Here is an 18805-nt window from a genome sequence, read left to right as displayed (position 1 = left end):
CAGTCACGGGTAGGGTGCTGATTGTGTCCGATGTCGTAACCGGCGAGGCCGTGGTCGTCGAGGTCCGCGTCGCCCAGCTCCCGAGCAGGGCCGCGGCGCTGCTGATCGACATGACGGTCCAGGTCCTGATGCTGCTGGGGATCTCCCTGCTGGTCGGCAGCCTGGGCCTGCTGAGCGACCCGGCCCTGACCACGATGGTCTACCTCGTGCTCACCGTGCTCGTGATCGTGGGATACCCGGTGGTGTTCGAGACGCTCACGCGCGGGCGCAGCCTGGGCAAGCTCGCCCTCGGGCTTCGGGTCGTCAGCGATGACGGCGGTCCCGAGCGGTTCCGGCAGGCCCTGTTCCGCGGGCTGGCCGGGGTCCTGGAGTTCTGGATGCTCAGCGGCGCCCCCGCGCTGATCAGCTCGCTGATCTCGGAGAGGGGCAAGCGGCTCGGCGACGTCTTCTCCGGCACCATCGTGATCTCCGAGCGTGCCCCGCGGCAGTACGGGCCTCCGCTGGACATGCCGCCGCAGCTCGCCTCCTGGGCGGCGACGCTGGAGCTGTCGCGGCTGCCCGAGCAGGTCGCGGCCACCGCGCGGCAGTACCTCATGCGCTGGCACGATCTGGCCCCCGCGGTGCAGCACGGGATGGGGGTGCGCATCGCCACCGAGATGTCGGCCTTCGTGTCCCCGCCCGCCCCGCCCGGCGTGCCGCCGTTCGCCTACCTCACCGCCGTCCTGGCCGAACGCCGGCGCCGCGAGCAGGCGCGCCTGGCGCAGCGGACCGGCGCGCCCCGGCCCGCCCAGCAGTGGCCCGGCCACGCCTCGCCCCAGCCCTATGCGCCTCCCGGAAGCGGAGAGCGGCCGTACGCCCCTCCCGGGGCCGCCCCCGAGCCCTACGGCCGGCCGGCCTACCGGCCGTCACAGCCGAGGATCCCGCTCCCGCCCCCGGCCGGGCCGTCGTATCCGGCGCCCCCGCCCCGCACCCGGCCCGTCGAGCAGGCCCCCGGCCCCACGCCGGGCGGTTTCGTCCCTCCGGCCTGACCGTCCCGGACAGGCACCTCGTACGGGCGGCGAGACATCGCCTTCGCCGTTCCCCGACGACGACCGCTCGTACGCCGTCCGCGGGCGAGTCAGGGGAACGCGGTGCCACCGGTGCCCGGCAGGCGAAGAGGGATGGCGGGAGACCCGCCATCCCTCTTCTCAGCAGACCTGCGAACTCACCTCAGGACGTTCAGTGACCGCCCTGGTAGGAGGCCTGGGTCTGCACGTTCAGCCGGTCCAGGCGCACGTTCCTGGCCGGGTCGGTACGGCGGTCGTCGATCTTGATGACCTCCAGGCCCCGGTAGAAGTCGCTGGCGTAGACATAGCCGTTGTAGTAGTACGCCGACCAGATGCCGCCGCCCCCGCCGTTCGGCTCGGGGCCCCGCTCGAAGAAGCCGAACTCCTGCGGGCGGGCCGAGTCGGTGAAGTCCACGAAGGAGACGCCGCCCTGGTACCAGGCCTGGACCAGGATGTCCTTGCCCTTGACCGGGATCAGCGAGCCGTTGTGCGCGACACAGTTCTCGGTGTCGGCCTGGTAGCGGCCGATCTTGAAGTAGCTCTTGAAGACCAGCTTGCCGCGGACGATGTCGTAGATGGCGTCGGCACCGCGGTTCGGGCCGATCGCCTCGTTGCAGGTGGCCGCGCCACCGCCGCCGAGCTCGTCGGTGAAGATGACCTTGGTGCCCCGGTTGTTGAACGTCGCCGAGTGCCAGAACGCGAAGTTCGGGTCGGTGGTCCGCGCGGTGACCACCGGCTTCTCCCGGTCGGAGATGTCGAACAGGACGCCGTCCCCCATGCAGGCTCCGGCCGCGATGTCCTTCTCCGCGTAGACGGTGATGTCGTGGCAACCGCTGGTCGGGCGCAGCAGGCCGGGCTGCGTCTCGTTGCCTCCGTCGGGGAAGACGACCGGCGTGCTGACCACGGCCGCGTCGGTCGGCTTGCGCAGCGGCACCTTGATGATCGAGATCTTGTCGTGCGGCGGCAGGCAGTCGGGGAACGAGTCGCTCGGGGCGTAGGAGGAGACGTACAGGTAGACGTTCTTCTTGTCCCTGCCCTTACCGGGAACCAGCGTCAGGGTGTGCGAGCCACAGGCGGTTTCCACCGCCTTGATGTACTTGGGGTTCTTCTTGTCGCTGATGTCGAAGATCCGGACGCCTTCCCACGACTCCTTGATGTCGGCGCCCTGACCGACGCTGTTACAGGAGTCGTCGCTGCGGGAGTTGTCGACCGCGCCGAACAACAGGTCGCCGTAGACGGAGACGTCCATTTGGGAACCGGGGCACAGCACGCCGCTGACCAGCTTGGCCCGCTTCGGGTCCCTGATGTCGTAGATCGAGAAACCGCCGTAGTTGCCGACGTAGGCGTAGTCGCCCTGGAAGGCGATGTCGCTGTTGACGGTGGTCTCAAGGCCGGGAAGCTTGGGCAGGGTGGCCACGTGCGTCACGTTGGGACTGGTGACGACCTCACCGGGCGGGGGAATGTCGGCGGCCTGCGCGGAGACCGTGGTCATCAGCATCGCGGCGGCCGTCGCCGCCACGACCAATGCCCTGACGGTCCTTCGTGGAGCGAACACTCGGGTGCCTCCTTGGAACGGACATAAGGCATGCATAAATTAGCAAATTGTCCGCACTGACACCCGGGTCAACAAGCCATGACTTTGTCACAATAAAATATGATTCAACGTCTTTACTGAGGCCTTGAAAAAGTTTACGCTCTACCTCCTTTTCTCGATTCGCCCCGGCGCTCCACCCCGTCACCGGTGATGGCCACCGGGCGCCCGTCGGGTGCCCGGTGGCCATCACGTCAGAGGTCAGTGACCCTTGTTGTCGGGCTGGTAGGAACCCTGGGTCTGCGGGTTCAGGTCCTTGAACTTGACCTTGCCGGCCTTGTCGGTGAGCTTGTCATTGATCTTCAGAACGTCAAGACCAAGGTTGAAGTCACTGCCGTAGATGTGGCCGTTGTAGTAGTACGCGGACCAGAAGCCACCGCTGAGCCGGTGGGCGCTGTCGGGGCCGCGCTCGAAGAAGGCGATCTCCTTGGCGTTGGCCGAGTCGGTGAAGTCCACGACCGAGATGCCACCCTGGTACCAGGCCTGGACCATGATGTCCTTGCCCTTGACCGGGATCAGCGAGCCGTTGTGCGCGACACAGTTCTCGGTGTCGTCCTGGTGGCGGGGAATCTTGAAGTAGCCCTTGAAGGCGAACTGGCCGCCCTCGATGTCGTAGTAGGCGTTGGCGCCGCGGTTCGGGCCGATCGCCTCGTTGCAGGTGGCCGCGCTGCCGCCGCCGAGCTCGTCGGTGAAGACGACCTTGGTGCCCTCGTTGTTGAAGGTCGCCGAGTGCCAGAACGCGAAGTTCTCGTCGTCACGGACCGTGGCGGTGACCTTCGGGTCGACCGGGTTGGAGATGTCCATCAGGATGCCCTCGCCCATGCAGGCGCCGGCCGCGATGTTCTTCTCCGGGTAGGCGGTGATGTCGTGGCAGCCGCTCGTCGCCGAGGTGCGGTAGGGGTACGGCAGGCTCTCGCCGGGGTTACCGCCGTCCGGGAACAGGACCGGCGTGGCCACGACCGAGGCGGACGCCGGGTCCTTCACCGGCACCTTGATGATCGAGATCTTGTCGTGCGGCGGCTGGCAGTCGGGGAACGACGCGCTCGGGCTGTAGGAGGAGACGTAGACGTAGACGTTCTTCTTGTCCCTGCCCTTGCCGGGAACCACCGTCAGGGTGTGCGAACCACAGTTGGTCTCGACCGCCTTGACGTACTGGGGGTTCTTCTTGTCGCTGACGTCGAAGATCCGGACGCCCTCCCACGAGTCCTTGTTCGCGGCGCTCTGGCCGACGCTGCTGCAGGAGTCGTTGTTGCGTGAGGAGTCGACCGCGGCGAAGAGCAGGTCGCCGTAGACCGACAGGTCCATCTGGCCGCCGGGGCAGACCACCGAGCTGACCACCGAGGTCTTCTTCGGGTTCTTGATGTCGTAGATCGAGAAGCCGCTGTAGTTACCGACGAAGGCGTAGTCGCCCTGGAACGCCATGTCGGTGTTGATGTCCGTCAGGTTGGCAGGCTTGGGCACGTTGGTGACGTGCTCGATGTTCGCGCTCTTGGCGATCTCGCCGGGCGCCGGGATGTCGGCGGCCTGTGCGGGCACCGCGGCCAGCACCGTGGCGACGGCGACCCCGGCCACGAACAGGAAACGGCCGGTCAGGCCCTTCCCAGAGGGGGTGGACACTCGTGAACCTCCTAGCTACATGCACTGATAAAGCGTGCATAAATACCTAAATCGTTCATCCTGCGCAGTCGGTCAGGCAAGCCGTCACAGTGTCAGCAACTGTTTTCGACATGCGGCCTTTACGGACCACCCCAAGAGGGTTTACGGTCTTGCGGCACTGGACAGACCGTCCGAAATGCCGCGTATCTTCGGTGACGAGCCCCCTCTCGTCACATCGGCCCGACCCGTTAGGGTTGGGGTGTTCCGCGGCGGCCACGTTGGACATGGCGTTCCAGATGCCGTGTCCGTGCGGGGCGGCTTCGGGCGCGCCGGCCTGCGGATCGACAGATCCGACCGGCAGATCGGAAGCCGAGATCCCCGGCCTTCCGGCCGTGGAAGGACGTCAATGGACATTCAGCAAGGAGACCGGGTGCGCGTCGCGCTCATCGCCGTGATCGCCGCACTGTCTCTCAGCGCGTGCACCTCGGAGCCGAAACCGTCCGCGGCCCCCCAGGCCTCGGCGCCGGTGATCGTCCCAGGCAGGCCGGGTGAGGTCGCCAGAACCGTCGACCCGAGCGAGGCCGCCACGCTCGTGCCCCTGCCCACCCCCAACGCGGCCGACGTGAAGTACGTCCAGGACATGATCGTTCACCACCGTCAGGCCCTCGACATGTCCTCCCTGGCCCCGACCCGGTCCGAGCACACCAAACTGAAGGGCCTGGCCTCTCGCATCAAGGACGCGCAGGGGCCGGAGATCCAGTTCATGACCACCTGGCTCCAGCAGCAGGGTCAGCGGGTTCCCGAACACCACGCAGGGCACGGCGACATGCCCGGCATGGCCACACCCGAGCAGATGGAGGCGCTCAAGGCCGCCTCGGGCAAGGATTTCGACCGGCTCTTCCTCCAGCTCATGACCGCGCACCACCAGGGCGCCATCACGATGTCCGAGCAGGTCCTGACCTCCGGCTCACACGTACGGATCGAGGAGCTGGCCAACGACGTCTCGGTCACCCAGAGTGCCGAGATCCGCAGGATGCGGGAGATGCAGGCCGAACTCTGAACCGCTCCCCTTCGTGAACGGCTCCGTCGCCAGGGCGACAGGGTCATGAATCCTCGCGCGGCCCGCCCGATGCGTTCAGGGCGATGCGTGGAGCGCGGGCGTTACTACGAGCCGAGCCGCCACGAGTGGAGGTACTCCCCCTGCTCGGAGGTGAGCTCGTCCATCTCGATCCCGGCCGCGGCCAGCTTGAGCCGCGCCACCTCCACGTCGATCTCCCCCGGCACGTCGTAGACCCCAGGCTCCAGCCGAAGCCGCTCACGGGCCAGCCAGGCCACCGAGAGCGCCTGCGCGGAGAAGGACATGTCCATGACCGCGGCGGGATGCCCCTCGGCGGCCGTCAGGTTCACCAGGCGGCCCTCGGCGAGCAGCAGGATCCTGCGACCGTCCACGAGAACGTACTCGTCGGTGTTGGGGCGTACCCCCCGGTGGATCTCCTGCGCCAGGCCGTCCAGGGCGCGGACGTCGATCTCGACGTCGAAGTGTCCGGCATTGGCGAGGATCGCGCCGTCCTTCATCTCCGCCAGGTGTTCGCCCCTGATCACGTCGCGGTTGCCGGTGACCGTGACGAACACGTCTCCGGCGCGAGCGGCCGCCGCCATCGACCGTACGTCGTAGCCCTGCAGCAGGGCGTCCAGCGCCTTGACCGGGTCGATCTCGGTCACCACCACCCGCGCGCCCAGGCCCCTGGCCCGCTCTGCGACGCCCCGGCCGCAGTAGCCGAAGCCGGCGACCACCACGGTCTTACCCGCGAGCAGCGTGTTCGTGGCGCGCATGATGCCGTCCATGGTCGACTGGCCGGTGCCGTAGCGGTTGTCGAACATCCGCTTCGTCCGCGTGTCGTTGACCGCCACCACGGGGAACCTCAGTGCCCCCTCAGCGGCCATCTGGCGGAGCCTGATGATGCCGGTGGTGGTCTCCTCGCATCCCCCGGACACCGTCCGCAGCAGCTCGGTCCGCTCGGTGTGCAGGATGTTGACCAGATCGCAGCCGTCGTCCAGGACGATGTCGGGGGCGATGTCGAGCGCCTGGTGGATGTGCTGGTAGTAGACGTCCCTGGTGACCCCCGCCCGCGCGTGCACGACGACGCCGTAGTCACGGAGCGCCTCGGCGACGTCGTCCTGGGTGGACAGGGGGTTCGACGCGGCCAGGGCGATCTCAGCCCCGCCCGCCCTGAGCGTGCCCATGAGCACCGCGGTCTCGGCGGTGACGTGCAGGCACGCGGCGATCCGCAGCCCTTCCAGCGGCCGCTCGGCGGCGAACCGCTCACCGAGGGCGGTGAGCACCGGCATCGCCCGCGCCGCCCACCCGATCCTCCGCTCACCCGCGGCCACCAGAGCGCTGTCCACGTCTCTCCCCAGATCGCCCACCAGATCGCCCGAAGGCCCCCGCGACGCCGCGGGGGCCGATGAGACCTGACCGCAGGTGTCAGTAACGGTAGTGCTCGGGCTTGTAGGGACCCTCGACGTCCACGCCGATGTACTCGGCCTGCGCCTTGGTGAGCTTGGTGAGCTTCACCCCGAGGGCGTCGAGGTGGAGGCGGGCGACCTTCTCGTCCAGGTGCTTGGGCAGCACGTAGACGCCGATCGGGTACTCACCGGTCTTGGTGAACAGCTCGATCTGCGCGATCACCTGGTTGGTGAAGGAGTTGGACATGACGAACGAGGGGTGACCGGTGGCGCAGCCCAGGTTCATCAGGCGGCCCTCGGCGAGCACGATGATCTGCTTGCCGTCGGGGAAGCGCCAGGTGTGGACCTGCGGCTTGACCTCGGTCTTCTCGATGCCGGGAATCCTGGCCAAACCGGCCATGTCGATCTCGTTGTCGAAGTGACCGATGTTGGACACGATCGCGTTGTGCTTCATCTGCGCCATGTGGTCGGCCGTGATGATGTTGAAGTTGCCGGTCGTGGTGACGAAGATGTCGGCGATGCCGACGACCTCGTCCAGCGTGGTGACCTGGAAGCCATCCATGGCGGCCTGAAGCGCGCAGATCGGGTCGATCTCGGTGATGATGACCCGGGCCCCCTGGCCCTTGAGCGCCTCGGCACAGCCCTTGCCGACATCGCCGTAGCCGGCGACGACCGCCACCTTGCCGCCGATCAGCACGTCGGTGGCGCGGTTGAGGCCGTCGAGCACCGAGTGACGGCAGCCGTACTTGTTGTCGAACTTGGACTTGGTCACCGAGTCGTTGACGTTGATCGCCGGGAAGAGCAGCGTGCCGGCCTTGAACATCTCGTACAGGCGGTGCACACCGGTGGTGGTCTCCTCGGTGACGCCCTTGATGCGCGAGGCGATCCGGGTCCAGCGGCCCTCGTCGGTGACCGTGCGGCGGAGCAGGTCGAGGATGATGCCCCACTCCTCCGGGTCGTCCTCTCCCGTGCTGGGCACGGCGCCGGCCTTCTCGTACTCGGCCCCCTTGTGGACGAGCAGGGTGGCGTCGCCGCCGTCGTCGAGGATCATGTTGGGGCCGTCACCGCCGGGCCACGCCAGTGCCTGCTCGGTGCACCACCAGTACTCCTCCAGCGTCTCGCCCTTCCAGGCGAAGACCGGGACGCCCTTGGGGTCCTCGGGGGTGCCTTCGGGGCCGACGACCACGGCGGCGGCGGCGTGGTCCTGGGTGGAGAAGATGTTGCAGCTCACCCAGCGGACCTCCGCGCCGAGCGCGACCAGGGTCTCGATGAGCACGGCGGTCTGGATGGTCATGTGCAGCGAGCCCATGATCTTCGCCCCGGCCAGCGGCTGGGCCTTGGCGTACTCCTCGCGGACGGCCATCAGACCCGGCATCTCGTGCTCGGCGAGCTGGATCTCCCTGCGCCCGAAGGCCGCAAGGGAAAGGTCGGCGACCTTGAAGTCCATGTGTGGTTACCCCTCTGGTTGATGGGCGGCGTCCGCCTCACACCCTCGCCGATCGCGCTCGTCTCGCGATCACGCTTCGCTCTCGGGCCGGGCTCGCCACTCCACCGGAAAAGTCGACGGTTGCGAGTTTAGGCGTCCGGGGAGCCTCCGCGCACCCTCTGAGCGGGTAACCTGACACAAGAATGTAAGCTTTCCCGAAAATTCATCAGAGAGGGGCGGCGATGCGGATCACCGAGGCCGCCAGGAGGCTGGGCATGTCCCCCCGGATGCTCCGCTACCGCGAGGCGCTCGGCCTGCTCCCGGAGATCAGAAACCAGGGCGCGCACCGGCGGTTCGGCCCCGAGGAGCTCTCCGCCGTCGCCCAGAGCGTCGAGTTGGAGAAACGGTTCGACATCTCCCCCGCCGAACTGGCCTTCGCGCTGCGAACGCTGAGCGAGCCCGCGGTCGCCCAGGCGGTAAGGGACCTGGGGCTGCGGATCGGCCGTCTCCAGGCACCCCGCAGGGCCCTGGACTTCGAGAAGGAGAAGGCGCTGCGACTGCTCCAGCGTCCTCAGGCGTCCCGTCCGGGTTCAGACTGAGTCGTTGACCCTGGCTCTGTCCAGGTCGGGCTCCAGGTAGATGACCCGGGCCTCGGGGACGGCGGCGCGGACGCGCTGCTCGGCCTCGTCGATGCCCCTGGCCACCTCGGCGGCCGTGTCGTCGTGATCCACCGCGATCTTGGCGGCGACCAGGATCTCCTCCGGGCCCAGGTGGAGCGTGCGCATGTGGATGACCCGGGTCACCTCGGGCGTGCTCTCCAGGGCCTGCGCGATGCGCACCTCGACCTCGGGACCGGCGCCCTCGCCGATCAGCAGCGACTTGGTCTCGATCGCCAGGATGACCGCGATGACGGCCAGCAGCACACCGATCATCAGGGTGCCGATGCCGTCCCAGACGGGGTCGCCGGTCACCACGGCCATCGTCACGCCGAAGAGCGCGAAGAGCAGGCCGAGCAGCGCCCCCAGGTCCTCAAGCACGATGACCGGCAGTTCGGGCGACTTGGCGCGGCGGATGAACTGCACCCACGACTGGTTCCCCCGGACCGTGTTGGACTCGATGATCGCCGTCCTGAACGAGAACGCCTCGGCGATGATCGCGAAGATCAGCACACCGAAGGCCCATATCGGGGAGGTGAGCTCCTCCGGTTCGGAGATCTTGTGCCAGCCCTCGTAGAGCGAGAACACCGCGCCGATGGTGAACAGCACGACCGCCACCACGAACGCGTAGAAGTAGCGTTCCCGGCCGTACCCGAAGGGATGCTGGGGCGTGCGCGCGCGCTGCGCGCGCTTCCCGCCCACCAGCAGCAGGGCCTGGTTGCCCGAGTCGGCCACCGAGTGGACCGACTCGGCGAGCATCGATGACGAACCCGTGAAGAGAAACGCCACGAATTTGGCCACCGCGATCGACAGGTTGGCGGCCAACGCCGCGATGATTGCCTTGGTACCGCCGCCCGCGCTCACGGCAGCCTCCGCTCAGCTCATTTGCTCTGGTAAAGATGAGACAGGATCCTATTGCGAAATCCTCGACCTGACTTCTGTGATCGCCGACACAGTGGCCGGGTCGATCCCGTACCCGAGAGCGAGGTAGGTACTCGCGAAGTCTCCGAGTGCGACCAGCGTGGCGAGCCGCTCCAGCGGGTGCTCCCCCTCGGCGGCGATCTGCGTGACCGGAACGCCACGATCCTCCGCCAGCCGCACCGACGCCTCCCGGTGCCGTACGACCCGGGGGTGCTCGTCCACGTCGCGCAGCACGAACAGCCGGAGCGACCTGCCGCTCTCGTCGGCGAAGATGTCGCGGTGGGCGAGCGGGCCGTCGAGGGCGGCCACCTGGTTGTGGTCGACCTCGGGGAGTTCTCCCCACATCGCCGGATACTTACCGTTCATGTTGAGCCCGCAGGCCCACCAGTGGGCCGCGACGGCCGCCACCGGGGAGGATCCCCAGATCATCGGCACGGTCTCGGCGATCTCCATGGCGAGCGACTTGCCGGGATTGATGAACGACTCGCTCGTCGGACGGCAGCGGTGCGCGAGGTCCTCAAGGCGCTTGGCCACCCCCTCGAACACCTGCTCGCCCGCCTCGACCAGACCGAATCCGGCGGCGGCGACGACCAGCGGGACCGACAGCGCCCACAGCGAGGCACGCGGCCGGCCGCCGGCCGTGACGGGCACGAACGGCGCTCCCGCCTGCCTGGCGATCGCGTGGAGCGGAGATTCGGGGGCGCCGACGGCGAGCAGGCGACAACCGCGGCGGACCGCCTCGGCGGCAACCGTGAGCGTCTCCTCGGCTCTGCCGGAGTGCGACACCGCGATCACCAGGTCGGTCGCGCCGATCCAGCCGGGCAGCCGGTAGGACCTGACCGTCACGATCGGCAGCGGGGCACCGTGGCCGCACACCACGTCGAGGACGTCACCGGCGATGCCGGAACCGCCCACGCCGGCGACCACGATCGCCCGGGGCCGGCCGTCCTCGGCGAGTGCGGACAGGCCCGACTCCATGGCGACCCGGTGGGAGGTGCGGACCTGCGCGGCCGAGTCGGCCACCGCCCGCAGCATGCCCGACGGGTCACCGTCGGCCGGCTGCTTTCCGTCGTCGAGCCGATCGGGCTCCCAGTTCACGACTTCCGGGCCTCGTCGACCAGCAGGACCGGGATGTCGTCCCGGACCGGGTAGACCAGGCCGCAGGAGGCGGAGGTGCAGGACAGCTCGTCCACCTCGGGCTCGGCTCGCAGCGGGGACTTGCAGTTGGGGCAGGCCAGGATCTCCAGCAACCAGTCGTCGATCTTCACTCGTTCAGCTCCTCACGACAGCAAGGACCTCGTCCCTGATCGCTGCCATCTGAATCTCGTCTGCCGCCTCGGCGTTCAGCCTGAGCAGCGGCTCTGTGTTGGACGGACGGAGGTTGAACCACCATCCCGGGCCGGAGACGGTCAGGCCGTCCAGCTCGTCGAAGGTGACGCCGTCACGGGTGGCGAACGCCTCGCGAACCCGCTCCGTCGCCGCGACCTGGTCGGCGACCGTACTGTTGATCTCTTCGGAGGCCGCGTAGCGGGTGTATCCGGCCAGGATCTCCGAGAGCGGCTTCTCCTGCTCGCCCAGCGCGGCCAGCACGTGCAGCGCGGCCAGCATGCCGGAGTCGGCGAACCAGAAGTCCCTGAAGTAGTAGTGGGCGGAGTGCTCGCCGCCGAACACCGCGCCGGTCTCGGCCATCTCGGCCTTGATGAACGAGTGACCCACCCGGGTGCGGACCGGCCGGCCGCCGAGTTCGGTGACGATCTCCGGAACGCCCCTGGAGGTGATCAGATTGTGAATGATCACGGCGCCGGGGTGCTTGACCAGTTCCCGGGCGGCGACCAGCGCGGTGATCGTGGACGGCGAGACCGATTCGCCACGCTCGTCGACCACCCAGCAGCGGTCCGCGTCGCCGTCGAAGGCCAGTCCGATGTCGGCGCCCACATCGAGCACCGTCTTCTGCAGGTCGCGCAGGTTGTCCGGCTCGATGGGGTTGGCCTCGTGGTTGGGGAAGGTGCCGTCGAGCTCGAAGTACAGGGCGGTCAGCTCGATGGGCAGCCCCTCGAAGACCGTCGGAACCGTGTGCCCGCCCATCCCGTTCCCCGCGTCGACCACGACCCGCAGCGGCCGGATGCCGGAAAGGTCGACCAGGCCGCGCAGGTGATCGGCGTAACCGCGCAGCAGGTCGCGCCCGGAGACCGTCCCACCCCCCTGCCCGCCGAGACCGCCCGACGCCAGGATCGCGGCGGCCCGGTCACGGATCTCGATGAGCCCGGTCTCACCGCCGATCGGCACGGCGCCGGCCCTGCACATCTTCATGCCGTTGTAGCGGGCCGGATTGTGGCTGGCCGTGAACATCACCCCGGGCAGGCCGAGGCTGCCACTCGCGTAGTAGAGCAGGTCCGTGGAGCCCAGCCCGGCGTGGATCACGTCGGCTCCCCGCGAGGCGGCCCCCCTGGTGAAGGCCGCCGCCAGCGGCGCCGACGACTCGCGCATGTCGTGTGCCACCACGGCGGTCTCGGCCCCGGTCACTTCCACGAAGGCCGCGCCGACCGCTTCGGCGGTCTCCTCGTCGAGCTCGTCCGGCACGACGCCACGAACGTCGTACGCTTTGAAGATCTTGACAAGGTCGCCCACTCCAGCTCCACCCTCTGCGTCGTGTCCGCTGCCGTTGCCTTCCAGTTAACGCTGGTCAGCGCATTGTCGGGCAGTCCGCGCCTTACGACGCGAACGTTCTCCCTCGTGGGAGTTCTCGCTTCACCGCCGACCGCCTGACCTTGCGGCCCGGTCTCACACCGACTCCACGAGCGTTTAAAGTCTCCCCGCAACTCTGGGCGACCTGACCGTGAGCACGATCAACGCTTCAGGAGACCAAAACCCTCGCCGGCCACGGCGAAGCCACGGTCAACAGGCCGTACCACTCTCCCAAGCATGTCAAAGCATAACGGCGCGCGCTCATATCCGAGCAGCTCCTACTCCCCACCCTAGTAGGGTCAGCGGTCGCGCTGGGGCTGAGCGGAGCGGAGCACCCGCAGATGACCCCGGCGCCCGACCTCGACGCCCTGACCGACCGGTTCGGTGCCGCCGCTGGGGGCGGGTCTCGCGGCCTCGCGGACCGCGTTGGCGAGGGCCTCCAGATCGTCCGTACTCGGTGTGGCACTGTCAGTCGGCAGGCGGACCACCTCCCAGCCGCGGGGGGCGGTGAGCCGCTCGGCGTGCTCGGCACACAGGTCGTAACAGTGCGGCTCGGCGTACGTCGCCAAGGGCCCGAGAACAGCGGTCGAATCGGCGTAGACGTACGTGAGCGTGAAAACGGCAGGCTGACTGCACGCGGTGCGGGAACAGCGGCGGACGGGGCTCACGGTGGGACCGTATCCGGTAAGCGTCCGGGGCGCCACTATCTGAGCGCTCTTAACGAGCGTGTCGCCACAATTCGGACACGTGTCCCGGCTTCCACCCGCCTGTATGGCTTACGCCCCTCCTCCGCGCTCCCGCCACACGGCTGCTCGGGTCCCACACCCGACGCACGGCACCACCGCCCCACGCACTCGATACGCCACCTTCCGTCACCGGCACTCCCACCCCCGCTCGGGTCACGTCTAAGCTGGGGCCGTGAGCCCGGCACCCGGCAGACCTCGTTCTCCCCGCAGGCGCGACAGGCACGGCCGCGGCCTGCGCGGTCCGCTCGCGCCCTCGCACGTGCCGATCGCCAAGTCCCGCAGCGAGCGGTTCGACGATCTCGTCCTGGACGCCGTCGACCGGCTCAAGCCCCGGTGGGCCAAGCAACTGGCGGCCGTGGAGTTCGCGGTCGAGGAGGTCCCGCCGATCAGCGAGCTGGGCGACGGCCCCGGGCTGCCGGCCGGCGAGCCGATCCCGTTCGGACGGGCCAAGCCCGCCGACGGGAACCGCCCGGCCATTGTGATCATTTACCGCCGCCCCCTGGAGAGCCGGTCCCGCGACCGCGACCACCTCGGCGCGATGGTGCACGAGGCGGTGGTCGAGCAGGTGGCGGGCCTGCTCGGACTCTCTCCGGAATCGATCGACCCCGGCTTCGACGACCACGACTGACCCGTCCGAACCGCCTGTCAGGGCAGGACCGTCGCGGCGGACTCCGCGACCGGCGGGATCAGCGCCCACATCCGGGCCGCGGCCAGTGGCTGCACGGTCAGCGCCGGCCCGCCCTTCCGCCGCTCGTCCATGACGCGCCCGCCGTAGACCGGTCCCGAGCCGGGCATCGGCTGCACGACCACCGCGAAGACCCCGTCCACCTTGGGCAGTTTGACCTGCTTGGTACGCGAGGCGGAGATGTCCACCTGGAACGGCTCGCCCGGCTCGCCCTTGCGCGGAACCACCTGCACGCTCACCTTTCCCGCCGTGTCCGGCGCGGTCAGCAGCAGCCGGGAGGTCACCTTGCCCTCCGTGCGGTTGTCGGCGACGACGCTTCCCAGGTCGACGGGGTCCGCCCCGGCGGTGAAGGCCACGTCGACCTTCGCCCCGGTGCCGGTGGCGACGAGCCCCGCGACGATCGGGGTCTCCGAGGTGAGCAGCAGCGCGGACGGCTGGCCGCCGATCCCGGTGGACAGGTCGAGGGTGGCGACGGAACCGGCGGGTACCTCGACGAGCTCGCGGCCCTTGAGCGCGTACGTCCCTTCGGGGGTGAGCGCCCTGACCTCGACCAGCGTGTCGACCTCGGCGTCGGAGGCGACGAGCAGCTCGCGTTTCCCGCCACCGCCGGGGATGCCCGGCACCACGACGCGGGTGGCGGGGGCCGCGGAGGCGGGCAACCAGTCGACGCCGCGCCCACCGTTCATGATCGCCCTGGCCGCGGCGGTGACCCGCCCGGAGCTGGTGCGCACCTGGATCGCCAGGGCGAGCGCCGAGGGCGCGAGATCCCCGACCTTGATCGAACGGTTCTCACCGGGTTTCAGGGTGAACACACCACCGCTGTCGGCCACCACGGGACCCTCGCCCGAATAGACCATGATCTCCACGATGGCCGGGGCGAGGTCGGCGTTGGTCAGGTAGAGGGTGACCTCGGCCGCGGCCGGCCCCGGGCCGACCAGCCAGGTGCTCGCCACCGGCTCGGTGCAGCGCACCCCGGCCAGTCCCCGCTGCCTGCCCGACTTCTCCTTGCGGGTCTGCGCCACCTCCAGGCCCGCCGCCATGCTCCCGGTGGCCGTGATGACAAGGGGCGGTGACGAGGTGGGGATCTTCTCATGCCAGAGGCGGCCTGGGGTGTCGAGGGTGGCGAGGGTCCTGTCACCGGTGACGAGTGCCGCGGTCCCCTGTGCCCGGCTGCCCGGCGGGGCCACCACGCCGACGGAGGCGTCCCCGGGCGATGGGCAGACCGTCGTCACCGAGGCGACGGGAACCTTCTGAGCCTGTGGCGCGGAGGTGGCGGCCGTCTGCGGCTGGGTGGCGGAGGCCACCCCGTACAGGGCGAGCAGGGCCACCAGCACCAGCACCAGCAGGCTGAACCGGTTCTCGATCAGGGATTTCACCGGGGGGCCAGCTCTCTACGGGACTCGGGCAGGTCCTGCGGGGCGGCGGGCTGGTCGGACTCGGTACGCGAGCCGGGCGCGGCCAGCACCAGGACGACCAGCACCAGCGCGGCCTGTACCCACAGCCAGCGGCTGTGCCAGGGGTCGCCGGGCGGGGTGACGGGAACGGCGATCGGCTGGGTCAGCCGCCACACGCCGACCGAGCGGGACAGGCTCATCCTCGCCAGCGAGGGCTGCGAGTCGAGGGCGGCGCTGATCGCCGCGTCGACGGGCGCGGTCATCACGACGAACCGGACACCGTGCGCCGCCAGCACCCGGGCGTCGTCGCCGCCCCTGCCGGACACCAGCCCGGCCGTGGCGACGCGGACCCGCTCCCTGGGCCCCTCGGGCACGGGGATGTCTGCCTCGCCGATCACCGGGGTACGTCCGCGCAGCACCGTGAAGAGCAGACCGTTCGGCGAGGTGCGCAGCAGCAGGGTCCGCTCGTCACCGGCGGAGTTGACCGCCGCGAGGGCGGGCATGACGTCGCGTACGGTTCCGCGGATCGGGCCGTTCACCCCCTCGGCGATCCACATGCCCGCGGCGAGCAGCGGTGTGGAGAACGCGACCAGCACGACCCCGAGCGCGGCGAGCCTGCGCAGCCCGCCGGCCGCCCGGAACTCCACGACCCGGTCGGCGGTGAGCGCGGCCACCACGAGCATGCCGGTGGCCGCGAAGGCCAGTGGCACACCGGGCCAGGCGGGAGCCTCGACGTCGCCGTTGATCGAGGTGACGGGGGTCCTGCTGACCAGGATGGCCACCAGCACGCCGAAGAGGGCGACGCCCCAGCCGACCGCGATGACCATCCGGTTGCGGCGCATCAGCAGCGCGAGCAGGCAGGCGGCGATGAGACCGCCGGTCACCCAGAGTGGCGGCATGCCGGGCCCGCCCGGGCTGAGCAGCAGCAACGACTGCGCGGGCAGCCCGGGGTCGACCAGCGCGGGCTGGTGCAGCCCGGCCTCCAGTAGCAGCCGCTTGGGATCCGCGACCAGCTGGGCCAGCCAGGGGAACAGCAGGACCACGGGCACGGCGAACGCCACGAGCATCGAGACGGCGACGCCCCGGCGCGGGAAGGCCAGCGCCGCCAGCGCGCCGAGGATCGCGGTCAGCGGGTAGACCAGCGGGGCGAAGGCGGTGCCGACGGCCAGCAGGAGCCCCAGGCCCCAGGCGGCGCGGCGGGCACGGCGCCGCTCCCCGGCGAGCACCGTGGTGGCGAGCGCCGCGTAGACGGGAAGCAGCACGAAGACCACCGCGGTGCCGAGCCGGCCCGCGGCGACCGCGCCGGTGGCCACCGGCAGGAGGGCGTAGGAGGAGGCCAGCCAGACCCGGGTCCAGCGACCCGGGATCATCGACCGGGTGGCCGCGTACGCGGAGATCCCCGCCAGCGGCACGCAGCCGAGCAGCAGCAGCGAGACCGCGAGCCACGTCTTGCCGAACAGCACCGTGGAGAGCACGGCCAGCACCGCCACGTACGGCGGAGCCCACGCGTCGGTGCCCAGCCCCGTCTGGTGGTGGCTCTCACGGTAGAGATCCCACAGGTCGGAGGCCCCGCCGATCACCGGGACGAGCGCGCCGCCGCCCAGCCTGGCGCCGCCGGTCAGGGCGCGCTCGGCGATCAGCGTGACCAGGGCGAGCGCCAGGAAGAGCAGGACGCCCGGGTTTCCGAAGACGCGCTGCATCACACCGGCGTCGGTGAGCAGTTCCTCGCCGTCCTCCTGCTGCGGGTGCGGCGAGGCCGCCACCGCGTGGTGGCGCCCCTCGGACTCCACGAACCCGCCCCCGGCCAGATAGTTCTGGGCCCGGTCGACGAGCCGCCGGTAGCCGGCACCGGGTGGGGTGAGCAACCGGCTGATCGCCGGGTACGCCTGCCTGCGCCCCTTGGCCCGCACCCGCCGAGCCTTGATCATCCGAATGGGATGGCCGAACACCGAGCCGAACGCGAGGAACTCGTCCAGCGCGTTGGCGGGCTGCTTGGCCACCAGGAACAGCGCCGTGCGGAAGACGGAGCCGAACGCGTTGCGTACCAGCGCCCACAGCAGCGGCCTCAGCGGCAGATTCGCCATGACGACGAAGAGGGCGTTACGCCGGTCCAGGCGGCGGGGGTGGTCACCGCTGGCGGTGATCCGGCGGCGTCGCCTGGTGGCGGCCTCGGCGTGCCAGGCGACCGCCCGGGTGACGTTCTGCACGCGGTATCCGGCGGCCCTGACCCGCCAGCACAGGTCGAGGTCGTCACGGAAGAGCGGCAGGGCCGGATCGAGACCGCCGACCTCCTCCCAGACATCCCTGCGGATCAGCATGCCCGCGGTCGAGACCGAGAGCACGTCCCTGATCCCGTCGTACTGCCCCTGGTCGAACTCACGGGCCTCCAGCCCGGTGTTCCTGCGGCCGGTGCGGTCGACGGTGACGCCGACCTCCAGCAGGATCCGCCGGTCCAGCCAGTCCCGGAGCTTGGGGCCGAGCACCGCCGCCCGGGGATCCGCCTCGGCGGCCTCCAGCAGGATCCGCAGGGCATCGACGTCCGGCGCGCAGTCGTCGTGCAGCAGCCAGATCCACTCCTGCCCCCCGCCGGGGCCGAGCTTGTCGAGCACCTCGGCGACGGCCTCGCCGAAGCCGGTCGAGCGCGGCAGGGTGAGCACGGCTCTGGAGCCGAGGGCTCCGGTCAGCAGCGCGGCGCTGCCGTCCCTGCTGCCGTTGTCGACCCCGACGACCCGGTCCACCGGACGGGTCTGCCGGAGCAGGGCTTCCAGGGTCTCCCCCAGCCAGCGGGAGCCGTCGTGGGAGACGACGATCGCGGTGACCGTGTGGTGGGGGCGATGGGGGCGCTGGGAGTCGGTGATGGACATACGTCCCGTGTTCAGGAGGTGTTGATGATCGGCGCGACAACGATACGACACCCTATGTCTGACTATGTCTTACACCTGGTCGCGCGCATGAAAAAGGGCCACGCGACCGACGGTCACGTGGCCCCATGGACATATTCGTCAAGCGCCCCCGAAGGGGCGTCACATACTTCTTCGGTGTTCTTCAGTGGTTGGATTTCCAGACCGTCCGGACCTCGGCGTGCCCAAGCCTTACAGCCGTCCGCTTCGCGGACGGCTCAGACCGCCTCACGCTTGATCCGCCGTCGCTCCCGCTCCGACAGCCCACCCCAGATTCCAAACCGCTCGTCGTGTTCCAGCGCGTACTCAAGACACTCGGCACGCACCTCGCAGGAGCGGCAAACCTTCTTGGCCTCGCGGGTGGAGCCTCCCTTCTCCGGGAAGAACGCCTCCGGGTCGGTCTGCGCGCACAAGGCGCGCTCCTGCCAGCCAAGCTGCTCTTCAGCGATGCTCTCCTGTGCGATGACCAGGTCGGCCACTGCACACCTCCCTGCCGCACGCCCGCAAATGGAGCCCCCCTATGAACGCCTCCCCCTTACCCACCCAGAGAAAGGCGTAACAACACGTGTGTAATTACACGCGCGTGCCCGGTGTGGCGTCAAGCGGCATGCTGGTATCCGGGGAAAGACCTGCTCTCCCCGGTTGTGGGTCGTGTGCCTGCCACGACGGCAATTGCACCAGGTGATCGCCGCG

Annotated in this window: 16 protein-coding genes; 4 read left to right on the top strand and 12 right to left on the bottom strand. The window is 69.5% G+C overall.

Features of this window, described 5'->3' with window-relative positions:
• The first annotated feature begins 23 nt into the window (after nt 1-23).
• Complete coding sequence (locus AB0K21_RS02950) at nt 24-1028, top strand: RDD family protein (protein ID WP_364147333.1); 1005 nt, start codon at nt 24-26, stop codon at nt 1026-1028.
• A 190-nt stretch (nt 1029-1218) separates the two neighbouring features.
• Here AB0K21_RS02950 and AB0K21_RS02945 read toward each other — a convergent pair whose 3' ends face one another.
• Together AB0K21_RS02945 and AB0K21_RS02940 are read right to left on the bottom strand one after the other, a co-directional pair.
• Complete coding sequence (locus AB0K21_RS02945; RefSeq protein WP_364147609.1) at nt 1219-2544, bottom strand: hypothetical protein; 1326 nt, start codon at nt 2542-2544, stop codon at nt 1219-1221.
• A 294-nt stretch (nt 2545-2838) separates the two neighbouring features.
• The gene (locus tag AB0K21_RS02940) at nt 2839-4254 is read right to left on the bottom strand and encodes a hypothetical protein (RefSeq protein ID WP_364147330.1); all 1416 of its coding nucleotides are present in this window, start codon (nt 4252-4254) and stop codon (nt 2839-2841) included.
• Between the two features lie 385 nt (nt 4255-4639).
• Here AB0K21_RS02940 and AB0K21_RS02935 point away from each other — a divergent pair, with 385 nt between their 5' ends.
• The gene (locus tag AB0K21_RS02935; protein WP_364147327.1) at nt 4640-5293 is read left to right on the top strand and encodes a DUF305 domain-containing protein; all 654 of its coding nucleotides are present in this window, start codon (nt 4640-4642) and stop codon (nt 5291-5293) included.
• Nucleotides 5294-5397: 104 nt separating this feature from the next.
• On the opposite strand, the gene AB0K21_RS02930 is transcribed toward AB0K21_RS02935, so the two are convergent.
• Together AB0K21_RS02930 and ahcY are read right to left on the bottom strand one after the other, a co-directional pair.
• The gene (locus AB0K21_RS02930; protein ID WP_343980285.1) at nt 5398-6639 is read right to left on the bottom strand and encodes an adenosylhomocysteinase; all 1242 of its coding nucleotides are present in this window, start codon (nt 6637-6639) and stop codon (nt 5398-5400) included.
• 79 nt (nt 6640-6718) lie between these two features.
• Nucleotides 6719-8146 carry an adenosylhomocysteinase gene (ahcY, locus tag AB0K21_RS02925; RefSeq protein WP_343980288.1) on the bottom strand — a complete coding sequence of 476 codons (1428 nt, stop codon included), beginning with the start codon at nt 8144-8146 and terminating at the stop codon, nt 6719-6721.
• 221 nt (nt 8147-8367) lie between these two features.
• On the opposite strand from ahcY, the gene AB0K21_RS02920 reads away from it, so the two are divergent.
• A complete protein-coding gene (locus AB0K21_RS02920; protein ID WP_037969490.1) occupies nt 8368-8724 on the top strand; it encodes a MerR family DNA-binding transcriptional regulator in 357 nt (118 codons plus the stop codon).
• Here the strand turns inward: AB0K21_RS02920 and AB0K21_RS02915 are convergent.
• From AB0K21_RS02915 to AB0K21_RS02895, 5 genes are all read right to left on the bottom strand, one after another.
• Entirely contained in the window at nt 8716-9645 is a 930-nt protein-coding gene (locus AB0K21_RS02915) for a cation diffusion facilitator family transporter (protein ID WP_343980296.1), read from the bottom strand. The genes AB0K21_RS02920 and AB0K21_RS02915 overlap by 9 nt on opposite strands.
• A 48-nt stretch (nt 9646-9693) precedes the next feature.
• Entirely contained in the window at nt 9694-10800 is a 1107-nt protein-coding gene (locus AB0K21_RS02910) for an SIS domain-containing protein (RefSeq protein ID WP_364147322.1), read from the bottom strand.
• On the bottom strand, nt 10797-10970 hold the full coding sequence (locus AB0K21_RS02905; RefSeq protein ID WP_012888128.1) for a Trm112 family protein: 174 nt from the start codon (nt 10968-10970) through the stop codon (nt 10797-10799). Before AB0K21_RS02905 ends, AB0K21_RS02910 begins: the two co-directional genes overlap by 4 nt.
• Nucleotides 10971-10974: 4 nt before the next feature.
• Nucleotides 10975-12330 carry a phosphomannomutase/phosphoglucomutase gene (locus tag AB0K21_RS02900; protein ID WP_343980306.1) on the bottom strand — a complete coding sequence of 452 codons (1356 nt, stop codon included), beginning with the start codon at nt 12328-12330 and terminating at the stop codon, nt 10975-10977.
• 356 nt (nt 12331-12686) lie between these two features.
• Nucleotides 12687-13055, bottom strand: coding sequence for a DUF3499 domain-containing protein (locus tag AB0K21_RS02895; RefSeq protein ID WP_343980308.1), 369 nt, complete (start codon nt 13053-13055; stop codon nt 12687-12689).
• A gap of 250 nt (nt 13056-13305) precedes the next feature.
• Here AB0K21_RS02895 and AB0K21_RS02890 point away from each other — a divergent pair, with 250 nt between their 5' ends.
• On the top strand, nt 13306-13761 hold the full coding sequence (locus tag AB0K21_RS02890; RefSeq protein WP_343980311.1) for a metallopeptidase family protein: 456 nt from the start codon (nt 13306-13308) through the stop codon (nt 13759-13761).
• A gap of 17 nt (nt 13762-13778) precedes the next feature.
• Here the strand turns inward: AB0K21_RS02890 and AB0K21_RS02885 are convergent, their stop codons facing one another.
• The 3 genes from AB0K21_RS02885 to AB0K21_RS02875 all read right to left on the bottom strand — a co-directional run bounded on the left by AB0K21_RS02885 (nt 13779) and on the right by AB0K21_RS02875 (nt 18591).
• Nucleotides 13779-15194 carry a DUF5719 family protein gene (locus AB0K21_RS02885; RefSeq protein WP_343980314.1) on the bottom strand — a complete coding sequence of 472 codons (1416 nt, stop codon included), beginning with the start codon at nt 15192-15194 and terminating at the stop codon, nt 13779-13781.
• Nucleotides 15191-18076, bottom strand: coding sequence for a glycosyltransferase family 2 protein (locus tag AB0K21_RS02880; protein ID WP_364147317.1), 2886 nt, complete (start codon nt 18074-18076; stop codon nt 15191-15193). The genes AB0K21_RS02885 and AB0K21_RS02880 overlap by 4 nt, the downstream gene beginning before the upstream one ends.
• Before the next feature lie 254 nt (nt 18077-18330).
• Nucleotides 18331-18591: a WhiB family transcriptional regulator gene (locus AB0K21_RS02875; RefSeq protein ID WP_037969494.1), complete on the bottom strand. Its 261-nt coding sequence runs from the start codon at nt 18589-18591 to the stop codon at nt 18331-18333.
• Between the last annotated feature and the right edge of the window lie 214 nt (nt 18592-18805).

Origin of the sequence: Streptosporangium sp. NPDC049248, from assembly GCF_040678965.1 — a bacterium.
Lineage (GTDB): Bacteria > Actinomycetota > Actinomycetes > Streptosporangiales > Streptosporangiaceae > Streptosporangium > Streptosporangium fukuiense.
The sequence above is the reverse complement of the archived record's forward strand: the minus strand, read 5'-3'. Positions and strand labels throughout refer to the sequence as shown.